The organism is Streptomyces sp. CB02056, assembly GCF_001905545.1.
GTDB lineage: Bacteria > Actinomycetota > Actinomycetes > Streptomycetales > Streptomycetaceae > Kitasatospora.
The window spans coordinates 74879-92428 of the sequence record NZ_LIPD01000021.1 but is presented as its reverse complement, the minus strand read 5'-3'; the positions used below and the strand labels follow the sequence as shown (position 1 = coordinate 92428).

General features: G+C 73.7%; 7 protein-coding genes. 5 read left to right on the top strand and 2 right to left on the bottom strand.

All coding sequences use genetic code 11. The annotated features are described in order from the left end of the window. Positions 1–65 precede the first annotated feature (65 nt). From AMK13_RS37085 to AMK13_RS37065, 5 genes are all read left to right on the top strand, one after another. The gene (locus AMK13_RS37085; RefSeq protein ID WP_234348325.1) at positions 66–923 is read left to right on the top strand and encodes a sterol desaturase family protein; all 858 of its coding nucleotides are present in this window, start codon (positions 66–68) and stop codon (positions 921–923) included. Between the two features lie 72 nt (positions 924–995). Further along, positions 996–10241 (top strand): non-ribosomal peptide synthetase/type I polyketide synthase, encoded by a 9246-nt coding sequence (locus tag AMK13_RS37080; protein ID WP_074005955.1) that lies wholly within the window; start codon positions 996–998, stop codon positions 10239–10241. Continuing rightward, positions 10228–11952: a phytoene desaturase family protein gene (locus AMK13_RS37075; RefSeq protein WP_079272861.1), complete on the top strand. Its 1725-nt coding sequence runs from the start codon at positions 10228–10230 to the stop codon at positions 11950–11952. The genes AMK13_RS37080 and AMK13_RS37075 overlap by 14 nt, the downstream gene beginning before the upstream one ends. Before the next feature lie 29 nt (positions 11953–11981). Further along, a complete protein-coding gene (locus AMK13_RS37070) occupies positions 11982–13646 on the top strand; it encodes a phytoene desaturase family protein (protein ID WP_074005989.1) in 1665 nt (554 codons plus the stop codon). Continuing rightward, positions 13643–14698 carry an MDR family NADP-dependent oxidoreductase gene (locus AMK13_RS37065; protein ID WP_074005954.1) on the top strand — a complete coding sequence of 352 codons (1056 nt, stop codon included), beginning with the start codon at positions 13643–13645 and terminating at the stop codon, positions 14696–14698. The genes AMK13_RS37070 and AMK13_RS37065 overlap by 4 nt, the downstream gene beginning before the upstream one ends. A 58-nt stretch (positions 14699–14756) precedes the next feature. On the opposite strand, the gene AMK13_RS37060 is transcribed toward AMK13_RS37065, so the two are convergent. Continuing rightward, positions 14757–16142: a hypothetical protein gene (locus AMK13_RS37060; protein WP_107418964.1), complete on the bottom strand. Its 1386-nt coding sequence runs from the start codon at positions 16140–16142 to the stop codon at positions 14757–14759. Positions 16143–16284: 142 nt separating this feature from the next. Next, positions 16285–17502 carry a threonine synthase gene (locus AMK13_RS37055; RefSeq protein ID WP_074005953.1) on the bottom strand — a complete coding sequence of 406 codons (1218 nt, stop codon included), beginning with the start codon at positions 17500–17502 and terminating at the stop codon, positions 16285–16287. Between the last annotated feature and the right edge of the window lie 48 nt (positions 17503–17550).

The following is a 17550-nucleotide window of genomic DNA, read 5'->3' as shown; positions in this document are numbered from 1 at the left end:
GGCGCGCGTCGCCCGCTAGAGTCTCTGACGTTTCCAGTCGTTAGTCCGCGAAGAACGGGGGGCGCGTGCTGTCAGCCATTGCCCGCCGGCTCGCCCACCCGCTGCTGCTCCTGGGTGTGCTGTGCACGGCCGTCGCGACCCTGCACTTCCGCTGGGGACCGGACCGGGTCTCCCCGCTCTTCCTGATCGCCGTCCTCGTCTACCTGGCGGTCCTGGAGCGGGTGATCCCGTACCGGACCGACTGGCATCCGAGCCGACGTGAACTCGGCTGGTACAGCGTCTACTTCGCGCTGAGCATGGTCGGCGGCGCACTGGCCCAGGGGCTGGTGGCGACGCTGGTGCAGGTGCTCGGCCCGGCCCACCCGGCGCTGCCGTTCGCGGTGGAGATCCCACTCGCGCTGCTGGTCGGCTCGCTCGGCGACTACCTCGTGCACCGCTGGTCCCACCGCAACAGGTGGCTCTGGCGGCTGCACGGGGTGCACCACGTCCCGGACAAGGTGAACGTCGCGAACAACGGCGTGAATCATTTCCTGGACGTGTTCGTCGCGCAGTCCGTGGTGCAACTGTCGCTGGCGCTGATCGGATTCTCGGCGGATTCAGTGTTCGTGGTCGGAATATTCGTCCTGGCTCAGGGGTATTTCGTCCACGCCAACATCGAAGTCCGCATCGGTCCGCTCGGCCACGTCCTGGCCGGGCCGGAACTCCACCGCCTGCACCACAGCACCGACCTCGCCGAAGCCGGCCACTACGCCTCCGACCTCTCGCTCTGGGACCACGTGTTCGGGAGCTTCACCTGGCGGCCCGGCCGAGTGCCGAAGGCCGTCGGCCTCACCGACCCGGCCGCGTTCCCCGCCACCGGCGAACTCGGCGCCACCCTGCTGCACCCCTGGCGCCGGGCGAAGACCACCGAGCAGTCCGTCTGACACCCGGCCCGAGCGGCCGCTCCCACCTGCCCGTGTCCCCGGCGCCACGCCATCACCACCCCGGATTGGATCATGACCTCCTCGCCCTTCGCCGTGCCCCGCGAACGCATCGCGATCACCGGTATCGGCTGCCGCCTGCCGGGACACGCCAACGACCACCGGTCCTACTGGCGCAACCTGATCGAGGGCCGGGACTGTCTCACCGAGACGCCCGCCGACCGCTACGACACCGGCACCCTGGGCAGCAGGGACCGGGCCAAGCCGGGGCGGCTGATCGGCGGCCGGGGCGGCTACATCGACGGCTTCGACACCTTCGACCCGGACTTCTTCGGGATCAGCCCGCGCGAGGCCGAACACATGGACCCGCAGCAGCGCAAGCTCCTGGAGGTCAGCTGGGAGGCCCTGGAGGACGGCGGCCTGCGCCCCGGCGAGCTGGCCGGCCGGGAGGTCGGCGTCTACATGGGCGCCTTCACCCTCGACTGGAAGATCCTCCAGTTCGCCGACCTCGACTTCGCCACCATCGCGGCGCACACCGCCACCGGCACCATGATGACGATGGTGTCCAACCGGATCTCGCACTGCTTCGACTTCCGCGGGCCGAGCGTCTCGATCGACACCGCGTGCAGTTCCTCGCTGGTCGCGGTCCACCTTGCCTGCCAGAGCCTGCTCCGCGGCGAGACCGAACTCGCCCTGGCCGGCGGCGCGTTGCTGCACATGGCGCCGCAGTACACGATCGCCGAGACCAAGGGCGGCTTCCTCTCCGCGGACGGCCGCTCGCGCGCCTTCGACGCCTCCGCGGACGGCTACGTCCGGGCCGAGGGCGTCGGCGTGGTCGTGCTCAAGCGGCTCTCCGACGCGCTGCGCGACGGGGACCCGGTGCACGCCGTCATCCTCGGCACCGGCGTCAACCAGGACGGCCGCACCAACGGCATCACCGTCCCCAGCGCGGACGCCCAGGTCACCCTGATCGAGCGGGTCTGCGCGGAGGCCGGGGTGCTGCCCGGCAGCCTCCAGTACGTCGAGGCGCACGGCACCTCCACCCCGGTCGGCGACCCGATCGAGGCCGCCGCCCTCGGCCGGGTGCTCGGCGTCGGCCGCCGCGCCGGGGACCGCTGCTACGTCGGCTCGGTCAAGACCAACATCGGGCACACCGAGGCGGCGGCCGGCGTCGCCGGGCTGATCAAGACCGCGCTCGCGATCAAGCACCGCCGCATCCCGCCGCACCTCAACCTGGAGCGGCCCAACCCCGGCATCGACCTCGACGCGCTGCCGTTCGAGATCCCGACCGCCCCGGTGGACTGGCCCGAGCACCGGGGCCCGGCCCGGGCCGGCGTCAACTCCTTCGGCTTCGGCGGCACCAACGCCCATGTCCTGCTGGAGGAGCCGCCGCGGCCCGGGCCCGCCGCACCGGTGGCCGAGCCGGCCCGCACGGTGCTGCCGCTGAGCACCAAGGACGCCGCCGGACTGCCCGAACTGGCCGCCGCCGTACGGCAGGAGCTCGCCGGCGGGACGCCCCTCGCCGACCTCGGCCACACCCTGGCGCACCGCCGCCAGCACCTGCCCGAGCGGCTCGGGGTGGTCTACTCCACCCGGGAGGACCTGGACGAGGCGCTGGCCGCGTACGAGCGCGGCGAGGAGCACCCGCGGGTGGTCCAGGGCCACGCCCGGGAACGCCGGCAGCGCCGGCTGGCCTGGGTGTTCACCGGCATGGGCCCGCAGTGGTGGGGCATGGGCCGGGGGCTGTACGAGCACGAGCCGGTCTACCGGGAGGCCGTGCGGGCCGTCGACCGGGAGATCCGCGCGCAGGCCGGCTGGTCGCTGCTGACCGAGCTGGACCGCGACGAGGCGGACTCCCGGATGGCCGAGACCTGGCTGGCCCAGCCCGCCAACTTCGCCGTCCAGGTGGGGCTTTCGGCGCTCTGGCGGAGCCACGGCCTGCGCCCCGACGCGGTGGTCGGCCACAGCACCGGCGAGGTCGCCGCCTTTCACGAGGCCGGGGTCTACGACCTGGCCGACGCCGTCCGGGTGGTGCTCGCCCGCAGCCGGCTCCAGCAGCGCCTGGCCGGCACCGGCACCATGCTCGCGGTCGGCCTGCCGGAGGCCGAGGCGGAGCGCCGGATCCGCCCGTACCGCTCCCAGATCTCGCTCGGCGCGGTCAACAGCCCCTCCGCGGTGACCCTGGCCGGGGACGCCGAGGCCCTCGGCGAACTGGCCGAGGAGCTGCGCCGGCAGGGCGTCTTCGCCCGCCTGCTGGACGTCGAAGTCCCGTACCACAGCGTGCGGATGGACCCGATCCGCGGCGAGCTGGTGGCCGCGCTCGCCGCCATCAAGCCCCAGGCGGCCCGGCTGCCGCTCTACCTCACCGCCCGCGAGGGGCTCGCCCGAGGGCCGGAGCTGGACGGCGAGTACTGGTGGCAGAACGTCCGTAACCCGGTGCGCTTCCGGGCCGCCGTCGAGCGGATGGCCGAGGACGGGCACGGACTGTTCCTGGAGCTCGGCCCGCACCCGGTGCTCGGCCACGCGATCCGCGAGTGCGCGGAGCAGGCGCACACCCTGCCGTCGATCCGCCGGCAGCAGGACGAGCCCGAGCGCCTCGCCCGCAGCCTCGCCGAACTGCACACCCTCGGCGTCGAGTTGATCTGGGACGCGCTGCACCCGGCCGGCCGCCCGGTGCCGCTGCCGGCCTACCCGTGGCGGCGCGACCGGTACTGGGTGGAGCCCAAGCCGGTCGAGCAGGTCCGGCTCGGGCGGCTGGACCACCCGCTGCTCGGCCGCCGCACCGCGAGTGCCCAGCCCGGCTGGACCGGCACCCTCGACCCCGAGCGGCTGCCCTACCTGACCGACCACCGGATCGAGGGCCAGGTGGTCTTCCCGGCCGCCGGGTACCTGGAGATGGCCGCCCAGGCCGTCCGCACCCTGACCGGCGGCACCGAGGTGACGCTGGCCGAGATCGAGCTGAACCGGGCGCTGTTCCTCTCCGAGACCGAGCCCGTCCCCGTCCAGCTCGGCTACGCGCCGGAGGACGCCCGCTTCACCATCGCCTCCACCCCGGCCGGCGGCGAGCCGACCGTGCACGCGGGCGGCCGGGTCCGCACCGGCCAGCGCCGCTCCTACGGCCCCGCACCGGACCTGGACGCCCTGCGCGCCCGGGGGCGGCACCTGGACGGCCCGGACTGCTACCGGCAGCTGGCCGAGCGCGGCTACGACTACGGCCCCGCCTTCCAGGCCATCGCCGAGGTGTGGGCGGGCCCCGGTGAGGCGCTGGCCCGGATCCGGCCGACCACCCAGCTCGGCCCGGACGCGGCCGACCACCACCTCCACCCGGTGCTGCTGGACGGCTGCTTCCAGACCCTGCTCACCACCCGGCTGGCGGTGCCCGAGGGCGGCAGCGTCCGGCTCCCCGTCTCGATCGCTGAGGTCCGGCTCGACGCGATCGGCGACCGCCCGCTCTGGGTGCACGCCACCGTGACCCGGGACAGCGGCGAGGAGCTCGTCGGCGACCTCGCGCTCTACACCGAGGACGGCACCCCGGTCGGCCGGGTCACCGGCTTCCGGGTCGCCGACGTCGCCCAGGCCCCGGCCTCCGTCGGGCTGTCCACCATCGACGGCTGGCTCACCGAGGTCGACTGGGTGGCCGCCGCCGAGGCGCCCCTCGACGAGACCCCCGGCGACCTGCTGCTCTTCGCCGACGAGGGCGGCCTCGGCGACCGCCTGGCGGCCCTGGCCGCCGGGCGCGGCACCCGCTGCCACCTGGTCCGGCCCGGAGATGAGTACCGGCACGGTGAGGGGCACTCGACCGTCCGGCCCGACTCCGCCGAGGACGTCCGGCGGCTGCTCGCCGACCTCGACCCAGCCTTCGGCACCGTCGTCCACCTCTGGAACCTCGACCAGCCCGCCCTGGCCGCCACCACCGCCGACCGGCTCGGCCCGCTCGCGACCCTCGGCGCCTACTCCCTGATCACCCTCGCCCAGGCCCTGCCCGCCGCCCGCCCGGACGGCCGGCTGCACATCGTCACCCGGGGCACCCAGCCCGCCGCCCCCGGCGACCGGGTCGAACCGCTCGGCGCCCCCGCCTGGGGCATCGGCCGGGTGCTGTGGCAGCAGGAGCTGGTCGCCCAGCGCGGCACCCTGATCGACCTCGACCCGGCCGTCGACGCCGCCGAGCAGGCCGAGGCGCTGCTCGCCGAACTCGCGGCCCGGGACGAGCAGGAGATCGCCCTGCGGGCCGGCGTCCGGCTCACCAGCCGGCTGCGGCAGGCCGAGGGCCTCACCCGCCCGCTGCCGCCGGTCCTCCGCCCCGACGGCAGCTACCTGGTCACCGGCGCCTTCGGCGCGCTCGGCCGACTGCTCTGCCGCACCCTCGTACGGCGCGGCGCCCGGCGGCTGATCCTGGTCGGCCGGACCGCCCTGCCGGAGCGCTCGGAGTGGGCGTACACCGACCCGGACACGCCCGTCGGCGAGCGGATCGCCTTCCTGCGCGAACTCCAGGCGCTCGGCGCCGAACCGCTGCTCGCCCCGGTCGACGTCACCGACGAGGCCGCCCTCGCGGGCTGGCTCGCCGACTACCGGCAGCGCCAACTCCCGCCGATCCGTGGCGTGTTCCACCTCGCCGGGCAGGTCAAGGACACCCTGCTGGCCCAGATGGACCGTCCGGCCTTCGACGCCGGCTACGGCCCCAAGGTGGTCGGCGGCCACCTGCTGCACCGGCTGCTGAGCGACGAACCGCTCGACCACTTCGTGCTGTTCGCCTCCGTCGCCTCGCTGCTCACCACCGCCGGACAGACCAACTACGCGGCCGGCAACGCCTTCCTGGACGCCCTGGCCCACCACCGCAGGGCCGAGGGGCTGCCCGGGCTCAGCCTGGACTGGGGCCCGTGGGCCACCGGCATGATCGAGGAGCTGGGCCTGGTCGCCCACTACCGCGACGCCCGCGGCATGAGCTCGCTGCCGCCGGACGCCGGAACGGCCGTCCTGGAGCGCGTCCTCGGCCAGGACCGCGCCCAGCTGCTGGTCGCCACCGTGGTCGACTGGCCGACCTTCCTCGCCTGGTACCCGGCGCCGCCGCCGCTGGTCGCCGACCTCGCGGCGAGCGCCGTCGAGCAGGCCCCGACCGAGACCGGCGGCTTCCTGGACGCCTACCGCGCGGCCGACCCGCAGGCCCGCCGGGAGCTGGTCGCCGAGCGCCTGACCGCCGCCGCCGCGGCCGTGCTGCGGATCGCCGCCGAACGGATCGACGCCGACACGAGACTCGGCGCGCACGGCCTGGACTCGCTGCTCGCCATGGAGCTGCGCGCCCGGGTGCACGGCGAACTGGGCGTCGCCCTGCCGGTGGTGGCCCTGCTCAGCAACGGCAGCCTCGGCGACCTGGTCGACCTGCTCACCGAGGGCCTGGCCGAGCGGCTCGCCGCCGCCGGCGGCCCGGCCGAGGCCGAGGTGGAGCTGTACGCCGACGAGTCCCGCTTCCCGCTCACCCACAACCAGCAGGCGCTCTGGTTCCTGCGCCTGCTGCACCCGGACGGCTTCGCGTACAACATCGGTGGCGCCGTGGAGGTCCGCGCGGAGCTCGACCCGGAGCTGATGTTCGGGGCCTTCCGGTTCCTGGTCGCCCGGCACCCCGAGCTGCGCGCCGCCTTCACCGCCGAGGAGGGCCGCCCGGTCCAGCGCATCCGGGAGGAGGTCGAGGCCGACACCGGGCTGTTCGACGTCGAGGGCCGGCCGTGGGAGGAGATCCACGACCTGATCGTCCGCGAGTACCGGCGGCCGTACGACCTCGCCGAGGACCCGCTGGTCCGGCTGCGGCTGTTCCGGCGCGGGCCGGACCGCTGGGTGCTGATGAAGGCCGTCCACCACATCGTCTCGGACGCGATCTCCACCTTCACCTTCATCGAGGAGCTGTTCGAGGTCTACGAGGCGCTTCGCCAGGGCCGCACCCCGGAGCTGCCCCCGGTGCCCGCCCGCTACCTGGACTTCCTCAACCGCCAGAACCGCTTCCTGGCCGGGCCCGAGGCCCGGCGGATGCTCGACTACTGGCGCGGCCACCTGCCGGCCGAGATGCCGGTGCTGGCGCTGCCCACCGACAAGCCGCGCCCGGCCGTGCAGACCCACAACGGCGCCTCCGAGTTCTTCCAGCTGGACGCCGAACTCACCGCCCGGGTACACGAGTTGGCCCGTGCCAACGGCGCCACCCCGTTCATGGTGCTGATCGGTGCCTACTACCTGCTGCTGCACCGCTGGTCCGGGCAGCCGGACATCGTGGTCGGCAGCCCGGTCACCGGCCGCACCCAGGAGGAGTTCGCCTCGGTCTACGGCTACTTCGTCAACCCGCTGCCGCTGCACGTGAGCCTGGCCGGGGAGCCGACCGTGGCCGACCTGCTGGCCCGGGTGCGGGAGAGCGTGCTCGGCGGGCTGGACAACCAGGAGTACCCCTTCCCGCTGCTGGTCGAGCAGTTGGGGCTCCAGCACGACCCGAGCCGCTCCGCGGTGTTCCAGGCGATGTTCATCCTGCTCACCCACAAGGTCGCCGTGGAGCGCTTCGGCTACCGCCTGGAGTACATCGAACTCCCGGAGGAGGAAGGCCAGTTCGACCTCACGCTGTCCGCCTACGAGGACCGCGCGGACGGCTGCTTCCACTGCGTCTTCAAGTACAACTCCGACCTCTTCGAGCCCGCCACCGTCCAGCGGCTGGCCGCGCACTACCGCAACCTGCTGGACGCCATGACCCGCGCCGCCGAGGGCGAGCCGGTCGGGCGGCTGCGGATGCTGGGCGAGGCCGAACGGCGGGAGATCCTCACCGGCTTCAGCGGCGCCGAGCGCCGGATCGAGCACGACACCCCGGTGCCGGAGCTGATCGCCAAGGCCGCCGCCGAGCGGCCGGAGGCGGTCGCGGTGGTCGCGCCCGGCCGGGACGGCGTCCGCCGGCTGACCTACGGCGAACTGGACCGGCAGTCCCAGCGCACCGCCGTACGGCTGCGCGAACTCGGCGTCGGCGAGGGCTCGGTGGTCGCGGTCTGCCTGGACAAGTCGCCCGAGCTGATCAGCACCCTGCTGGCGATCTGGCGGGCCGGCGCCGCCTACCTGCCGCTCGACCCCGGGCACCCGGCCGACCGGCTCGCCCACCAGGTCACGGACGCCGGAGCGGCGCTGGTGGTGGTCGACCAGCGGCGCCCGCTCCCGGCCGACCTGCCCGCCACACCGGTCACCCTGGAGGAGCTGGACCGGCCCGTGCTGGGGGGCGCCGTACCGCTGCCCGCCGCCGACCCGGACCGGGCCGCCTACCTGATCCACACCTCGGGCTCCACCGGCCGTCCGAAGGGGGTCCGGGTCGACCACCGCAACCTGGCTGCCGTCACCGCCGGCTGGCGCGCCGAGTACCGGCTGGACACCGAGGTCCGGGTGCACCTCCAGATGGCCGGCACCGCCTTCGACGTCTTCTCCGGCGACCTCGCCCGGGCGCTCAGCACCGGCGGCACCCTCGTCCTGGTCGACCGCGAGCTGCTCTTCGACACCGCCCGGCTGTACCGGGTGATGCGCGAGGAGGCCGTGGACGGCGGCGAGTTCGTGCCCGCCGTGGCCCGCGCGCTGCTGGCCCACTGCGAGCGCGAGGGCCTGCCGCTGGACTTCCTGCGGCTGCTGATCGTCGGCTCCGACTCCTGGAAGGCCGCCGAGCACCAGCGGGTGCGCGCCCTGTGCGGCCCGCGGACCCGGCTGGTCAACTCCTACGGGCTGACCGAGGCCAGCGTCGACAGCACCTACTACGAGGGCGCCACCGACCGGCTGGAACCCGGCCGGATGGTGCCGATCGGCCGCCCGTTCCCGAACAGCGCCGTGTACGTCCTGGACCCGTACGGCGAGCCCGTCCCGGTCGGCGTGCCCGGCGAACTGTGGATCGGCGGCGCGGGCGTCGCGGCCGGCTACCCCAACGACCCGGAGCAGACCGCCCGGCGCTTCGTCACCCTGGACCTCGACGGCACGCCCGCGCGGCTCTACCGCACCGGCGACCTCGGCCACTGGGACACCGAGGGCACCGTGCACCTGCTCGGCCGGATCGACAACCAGGTCAAGGTCCGCGGCCACCGGATCGAGCTGGGCGAGATCGAGGCCCACCTCACCGCCCGCCCGGAACTCGCCCAGGCCTGCGTGGCCGTCCGCCAGGACGCCCGGGGCGAGGCCGTCCTCGCCGCCTACGTGGTGCCCGCCGAGGGCACCGTGCTGGACCGCCGCGAACTGCGTCGCCACCTGGCCGAGCACCTGCCCACCGTGATGATCCCCTCCTTCCTCACCGAGCTGCCCGCCCTGCCGCTCACCCCGAACGGCAAGGTCGACCTCGCGGCCCTGCCCGAGCCCAAGGCCGACACCGCCGGGGCCCAGCACGAACCGCCCGTCACGCTCTACGAGACCAGCGTCGCCGAGCACTGGCGGAACCTGCTCGGGCTGGACGAAGTCGGCCTCCAGCACGACTTCTTCGAACTCGGGGGCAGCTCGATCCGGCTCATCGAGCTGATCCACCACCTCCAGAGCGAGTTCAACATCAGCATCCCGGTCGGCCTGCTGTTCAAGGTCACCACCCTGCACGGCATGGCCCGCACCGTCGAGCAGATCATCACCGGCGAGGTGGCCGGCGGCGAGCCCTACCTCTGGTTCAACGCCGGGGCGCCCGAGGAGCACACGGTCTTCTGCTTCCCGCCGGCCGGCGGCCACGGGCTGGTCTACCGGCAGCTCGCCGCGCACCTGCCGGAACACCGGATCGCCTCCTTCAACTACCTGACCGGCGACGACAAGACCGCCCGCTACGCGGACCTGGCCGAGGAGCTGCACGCCGCCGGGCCGTACGTCCTGCTCGGCTACTCGCTCGGCGGCAACCTCGCCTTCGAGGTGGCCAAGGAGCTGGAGCGGCGCGGACGCACGGTGGCCTCGGTGCTGATGGTGGACGCCTACCGGGTCACCGAGGCCTTCGACCTCGGCGAGGAGCACCTGGCCGTCTTCGAACGCGAACTCCACGAGCACCTCCACCGCCACACCGGCTCGCGGATCGTCGCCCAGGAGACCCTCGAACAGGCCAGGGACTACCTGGAGTTCAGCAGCCGGACGCCCAACACCGGAACGGTCAGGGCCCAGCTGGACGTGGTCTGCGAGCGCGACCGGCTCTCCGTGCACGTGGGCGGCGAACCGGGCTCCTGGCACGGCGCCTCCACCACGGGTACCGCGGTGTACGTCGGGCACGGCGCCCACGCCGAGATGCTCGACGGGGACTTCGCCGCCCGCAACGCCGAACTGGCGGGCGCCATCCTGGCCGGGGGCACCGCCGATGGCCGCGGCTGACCGCGGGCCGGACTGGTCCGGCAGGGAGCGGGCCGTCGGCGGCCCGCCCCGGGTGATCGTGATCGGGGCCGGCCTGGCCGGCCTCGCCACCGGCTGCTACGCGCAGATGAGCGGCCTGGAGACCCGGATCTTCGAGAAGCACGTGCTGCCCGGCGGCTGCTGCACCGCGTGGTCCCGGCACGGCTACCTGTTCGACTACTGCATCGACTGGCTGATCGGCACCGCCGAGGGCACCGGCGCGCACCAGGTCTGGAGCGAACTCGGCGCCCTGGACGGCAAGTCGGTGACCCGCTTCGACACCTTCAACCGGGTGGTCGACGAACACGGCCGGGCCGTCACCTTCTACGGCGACCCGGACCGGCTCGAGGCCCACCTGCTGGCCCTCGCACCCGGCGACGCCAAGCCGATCCGGGCCTTCTGCCGCGACCTGCGCCGCTACGCCGCGATGGAGCTGCCCTGGGAGCTCACCCCGCCGCCGCTGCGCACCACGGCGGAGCGGCTGCGCACCCTGCGTGCCGTCCTGCCCGCGTTCCGGCTGTTCTGGCGCACCGCGACCACCCCGATGAGCGGCTTCGCCGAGCGCTTCCAGGACCCGCTGCTGCGGCGGGCCTTCCCCAACATGTTCCTCCAGGAGCCCGAGGGCTTCCCGCTGCTGCCGTACCTCTACACCCTGGCGGCCGCCCACAACGGCAACGCGGGCTTCCCGCAGGGCGGTTCGCTCGGGCTGGCGCGCTCGGTCGAGGAGCGCTACACCTCGCTCGGCGGGGTGATCGGCTACCGCTGCCGGGTCGAGCGCGTCCTGATCGAGGACGGGCGCGCGATCGGGGTGGAACTCAAGGACGGCACCCGGCACTTCGCCGACCACGTGGTGGCCGCCTGCGACGGCCCGACGGTGCTCGAGCGGCTGCTGGAGGGCCGCTACTCCAGCCCCGCCACCGAGAAGCTGTACGGCGAACTGCTCGACAAGCCGGGCAACCTGTACCCGGCCGTGGTCTCCGCCTTCGTCGGCATCGACGGACCGCTGCCCGAGGGCGAGCCGCACAGCACCACCTACCTGCTGACGCCCGAGGACGGCGAGCGGCTGCCCGGCTCGCTCCAGCGCAGCCTGGTGGTGCAGCTGCGGTCCTCCTACGCGGACGGCTTCGCGCCGCCCGGCAAGTCGGTGCTGCACTGCACCTACTTCAGCGACTACCGCTCCTGGAAGGACCTGCGGACCGGCGACCGCCGGGCCTACCGGGCGCGCAAGCAGGAAGTCGCCTCGTTCGTCCGGGAGTTCCTGGAGCGGACGTACCCCGGGCTCGGCGGCCGGATCGAACTCGTGGACGTCGCCTCGCCGGTGACCACCGAGCGGTTCACCGGCAACACCTACGGCAGCATCCTCGCCTGGCAGGCCTTCTCGGAGGCCGAGGACGCCGCCAACCGGCTGGTCAACAAGGACCGGATGCGGCTGCCCGGGCTGAGCGGCTTCTCCATGGCGGGCCAGTGGACCGCGCTCGGCGGGCTGATCCGGGCCGCCACCAGCGGACGGTTCGCCGCGCAGTACCTCTGCCGGGAGCTCGGCCGGCCGTTCCGGGCCTGGCCCAGCGACAACCGGGAACCCTGGCACGCGGGCAAGTGGGGCCGCCTGCCGCAACTCGACCGCGCCACCGTGGGAGCGCCGGACGTGGGAGTGCCGGAGGCAGGAGTGGCGGAAGTGGGGGTGGCGGAGTGAGCGGGACGACCACCAGCGGCCGGCAGAGCATGGTCATCATCGGCGGCGGGCTCGGCGGGCTCTCCACCGGCTGCTTCGCGCAGATGAACGGCTACCGCACCCGGATCCTGGAGATGCACGAGATCCCCGGCGGCTGCTGCACCGGCTGGGACCGGGGCGAGTTCACCTTCGACTGCTGCATCAGCTGGCTGCTGGGCAGCGGTCCGGGCAACGAGATGCACCAGATCTGGCTCGAACTCGGCGCGCTGCAGGGCAAGCGGATGCGCAACTTCGACGTCTTCAACGTGGTGCGCACCCGGGACGGCCGGGCGGTCTACTTCTACTCCGACCCGGACCGGCTGGAGGCCCACCTGCTGGAGCTGGCCCCGGAGGACGCCCGGCAGATCCGGCAGTTCTGCGCCGGGCTGCGCAAGTTCCGCCTGGCGCTGGCCCGTTACCCCTTCCTCAAGCCGGTCGGGCTGATGGGGCGGTGGGAGCGGACGCGGATGCTGGCCTCCTTCCTGCCGTACTTCAACGTGATCCGGCGCTCGATCACGGTGCTGATGAGCGACTACTCGGCGAAGTTCCGCAGCCCGCTGCTGCGCGAGGCGTTCAACTTCATCCTGTACGAGAAGCACCCCAACTTCCCGGTGCTGCCCAACTACTTCCAACTCGCCTGCCACGCCGGACAGTCGGCCGGGGTGCCGGAGGGCGGCTCGCTGGGGCTGGCCACCTCGATCGAGCAGCGCTACCGGCGGCTGGGCGGCGAGATCACGTACAACACCAAGGTGACCGGGATCCTGATCGAGGACGACCGGGCGGTGGGGGTGCGGCTGAGCGACGGCCAGGAGGTGCGGGCGGACATCGTGGTGGCCGCCTGCGACGGCCGGACGACCATGATGGACCTGCTCAAGGGCCGCTACCTGAGCGACACCTACCGCCGGCTGTACACCCAGACCATCACCGAGCCGGGCATGGTCTTCCCCGGCTACGTGACCGTCTTCCTCGGCCTGCGCCGGCCCTTCCCGGCCGGGGACCCGTGCACCACCTACCTGCTGGAGGACGAGGTCGCCGAGCGGCTCACCGGCATCCGGCACCCGAGCATCAACGTCCAGTTCCGCAGCCGCCACTACCCGGAGCTGTCGCCCGCCGACACCACCGTGGTGTACGCCAGCTACTTCTGCGACATCGCGCCCTGGCGGGAGCTCAGCACCGGGCCGGAGCAGGAGCCCCGGGTGCGGCGCGGCGAGGAGCTGCACACCCTGCCGGTCGGCCGGGGGCGGGAGTACCAGCGGGCGAAGCGCCGGGTGCGCGACACCATCGTCGAGTACCTGGACGGCCACCACCCCGGGCTGCGGGACGCGGTGGCGGTCAAGGACGTCTCCACCCCGCTCACCCAGGTCCGCTACACCGGCAACTACAACGGGACGGTGCTGGGCTGGCAGCCCTTCGTGGAGAGCGGCGAGACCCTGGAGGAGGAGGTCAAGCGCAACGGCCCGGGGCTGCCCGGCCTCGCGAACTTCTACCTCTCCGGGGTCTGGGCGACGACCGGCGGGCTGATCCGGGCGGCGGCGGCCGGCCGGCACGTCGTCCAGTTCATCTGCCGGGACGACGGCAGGCCCTTCAGGGCCGAGGTGGACGACAGCGCACCGCCGCCCACCCTGCTCATCGAACCGGTCGGCCCCGCCGACCGCCAGTTTGGAGTCACCTCGTGAGGATCGAGAAGTGGGTCGTGCGGGAGCACGTGGACGGCGTGCCGGACGTCGAGCGGATGTACCGGAAGGTCGTGGAGGAGGTGGACGTCCGGCTCGCGGCGGACGAGATGCTGCTGCGCACCCGGTACGTCTCGGTCGACCCGTACCTCCAGGGCATCGCGCTGGACACGCCGATCGGCGACCACATGGGCGCGGACTCGATCATGGAGGTGGTGGAGGCCGGGCCCGCCGCGCGCTTCGGCGTCGGCGACCTGGTGCAGGGCTTCGGCGGCTGGCGCAGCCACCTGGTCAGCACCGGCGCGCCGAGCTTCTGGCAGACCGGGACCTTCCCGATGGTCTTCCCGGCCTTCCGCCGGCTGGACCCCGCCGACTACGGCGATGACCTGCCGCTGACCACCGCGCTCGGCATCCTGGGCGGGCCCGGGATGACGGCCTGGGGGACGGTGGAGAAGTTCCTCGACGTGCGCCCCGGGTCGACGGTTCTGGTCAGCGGGGCCTCCGGGGCGGTCGGCTCGCTGGTCGGGCAGCTGGCCAGGCACCGGGGTGCCCGGGTGATCGGCACCACGGCCTCGCCGGAGAAGGCGGAGCGGCTGTGGGAGCTGGGCTTCGAGGGGGTGCTGCTGTACCGCGACGGCGACGCGCCGGAGCGGCTGCGGAAGGAGCTGGCCGAGCTGGCGCCGGAGGGCATCGACCGGTACTTCGACAGCCTCGGCGGGGCGCTCACCGACGTGGTCTTCGGGATGCTCGCGGTGGAGAGCCGGGTGGCCGTCTGCTGGCAGTGGGGGAGCCAGGTCGGCGGGGACTGGGCGGGGCCGCGGCTGCTGCCGATGATCATGTTCCCGCGCACCACGATTCGCGGCATCTTCTCGCTGGAGTGGTTCACCGAGGAGAACTGGGCCGCGCTGCGGCGGGACCTCGGCGCACTGGTCCGTAGCGGGGAGCTGGCGTACCAGGAGACGCTGCACCGGGGGTTCGACAGCATCCCGGCGGCCTACCGCGGCCTCTACCTGGACCGTTCGGCGAACCGGGGGAAGGTGCTGGTCGAGCTCTGAGCGGACGGACGTGCGGCAGGGCCCTTCGGCGGATGTGCCGAAGGGCCCTGGCGCGCGGTCAGCCCAGGGTGAACCAGGTGCTGCGGGACTTCTTCCACTCGGGGTGGGTGAGGTCCTTGGCGGCGGTGCCGTCGTTGTAGAGGTCGGCGGAGCCGTCGTCGGTGATCAGCTGGGCGCGGGCGCCGGGGGCGTCCAGGTCCGGGACGTCCGTGACGGCCTCCCAGGCGCCGTAGTCGCTGGTCGGCAGGTCGATCAGCTTGGTCGGCTTGGAACCGGGCTGCCCGTTCCAGCGGTAGAGCGCGTACGGGGCGGAGTTGTCCTCGGCGGACCAGGAGCCGGCCACGATCAGGTACTGGCCGAGGTCGTTGCGGCGGATGTCGCGGACGGACAGCCCGCCGAGGTCCAGCTCGACCGGGTCGCCGAAGGTCGCGTGCGCGGCCGAACCGTTCATCAGGGACGGGAGGTTGGTGACCGGGACGAGCAGCGCCCGGCCGCCGGTGACGGCCGGGGTGAGCGGTGCGCGGAAGCCGATGTAGGCGGTGCTGGTGCTGCCGGGGGCGAACTCCAGGCCCTCGACGTTGAAGCCGTCGATCTGCTTGGGCGCCTGGCCGTCGGCGGCACCGGCCGCGAAGCCGTAGCGCTTGCCGTGGGCGTCGTCCCAGGAGATCAGGTCGTCGCGCAGGCCGTGGTACGAGCCGGCCAGGGACAGCTGGGTGTCGGCGCCGGAACCGGTGACGGTGGTGGCGAAGACGGTGTGCCGGTCGGGCTTGACCACGCCGTCCTTGTTGTTGCCGAGCGAGCCGGTCCAGTAGATGGTGTTGCCGACCCGGGTGGCGGCCTCGATGTCGATCTCCTTGGAGACGCCGAGGGCCGAGCTGAAGTCCCAGGTGCGGACCGGCGCACCGGAGTTGTTGCGGTCGTACAGGCGCAGGGTGTTGGACTCGTCGTCGCCGACCACGATGAAGCCGCCGCCCGCGTCCACGGCCGCCGAGGCGTCGCTGGAGCCGGTCAGGTAGCGGCTGGTCGCCGAGGACTGGACGGCGGGGGAGGCGGCGTAGTGCAGGGTGCGGGTGGCGCTCTTGCCGCCGAGGCCGGTGACCTTGATGGTGAGGTCGGCGTAGCCGACGCCCTGGGCGGCGACCGCCAGGGTGCGGGCGCCGCCGGTGCCGCTCACCGTCACGTCGCCGGTGCGGGCGACGGCGCTGCGGGTGGTCGCCGAGGCGGCGACGGTCAGCGCCGAGGCCGCGGCGCCGGACTGGGCGACCGTCACCGTCACGGTCGGGTCGCCGGTGGCGCCGACGGCGCCGGACAGGTACCCGGCCGAGAAGGTGATCGTCGGGGTGCCGTACGAGGCGGCGCCCGCCGGGAGGGCGGGCAGGGCGAGCACGGGCACCGCCGCGACGGCGACGGCGAGCGGCAGCAGGCGGCGGAGGGGACGCGACACGGTGGCTACCCTTCGGCAGGAGGCGGGAGTTGACGGAGGGTGCAAGCCTGCTGGCGCTCGGCGAACACCGACCCTACGGCGACCTTACGAGCAGGGACGGGCAGGCGAACAGCACGCCTCGCGGCGGTGAAGCACCGTGCGTTCAGCCGGTGATGCCGGCCGCCCGCAGGCGGCGCTCGACCGCGTCCCAGTCGGGGGCGACCGGCTCGGTCCTGCGGGTGCCGACGCCCTTGTCCTTGAAGCCGCTGGAGGTCGACACGCAGACCACCGGGCCGTCGGAGAGGTCCGGCTCGCCGAGGCTGCGCAGCCCGGCCAGACCGGCCGCCGCGGACAGCTCGGTCCACAGCCCCGCCCGGGCCAGCTCCCGCTGAGCGTCGGCGAGTTGGCCGTCGTCCAGGGTCAGCGCCCGGCCGCCGCTCGAGCGGACCGCGAGCACGCCCCGGTAGCCGCTGACCGGGGAGGTGATCGAGTAGGCGTCGCTCGGGCCGACCGTCACATGGGTGGCGGGCAGGCCGTCGGCGATCGCCCGGGCGAGCGGACCGGAGGCGGCCGTCTCGCAGGAGTGAATGCGCGGCACCCCGGCGGTCAGGCCCAGCCGGTGCAGCTCGACGAACCCCTTCCAGACGCCGAACAGCAGCTCGCCGTAGCCGGTCGGGACGAACACCGCGCTCGGCAGGCCGACGTCCTGGAAGATCTCGTACGCGACGGTCTTGTAGCCCTCGGGGCCGTACGCGTGCCCGGTGTGGGTGGTGGTCAGGTTGCTGACCGGGTGCAGGCCCAGCCGGTCCACCACCTGGCGCAGCAGCGGCCAGCGGGCCTCCCACGGCACCGGGAGGACCACCGCGCCGTAGGCGTTGAGGAAGGCGTCGACGTTCGGCGGCGTGTCCGGGCCGGTGAACACCACGCAGGGCAGCCCGGCGCGGGCGGCGTAGGCGGCGGCCGAGGCGCCGTGGTTGCCGGAGGAGGCGACCGCGAGGCCCGGCGCGCCGGCGCCCACGGCGGCGCTGGTGGTGCAGCGGTTCAGCCGGTCCTTGTGGCTCCAGGTGGGGTTGCGGGACTCGTCCTTGACGTACACCCCGGGCGAGACCTCCACCAGCGGGGTGGCGCCCTCGCCCAGGCCCGGCGCGAGCAGCGGCGGCAGCAGCGGGGCCCAGCGCTCCAGGCCGCCGCGCACCGGGGCGGGGGCGAACAGGCCCGCCGGGTCGGCCTTGTCGTAGGCGTAGTCGACCTCGACGGGGTAGGAGACGTCCTCGGTGCTGGTGCGCGGGCAGCCGGCGGTGAGCGGGGGCCAGAGCGGGTAGTCGAGGGCGGGGTCGCCGAGGGAGCGCTGGCCGGTCGCGAGGGAGTCTTCTGTTGGCATGCCAGGAGACTAGCCGGGCGGCCGCCCCGCGGTCCGGCGGTTCGGCGG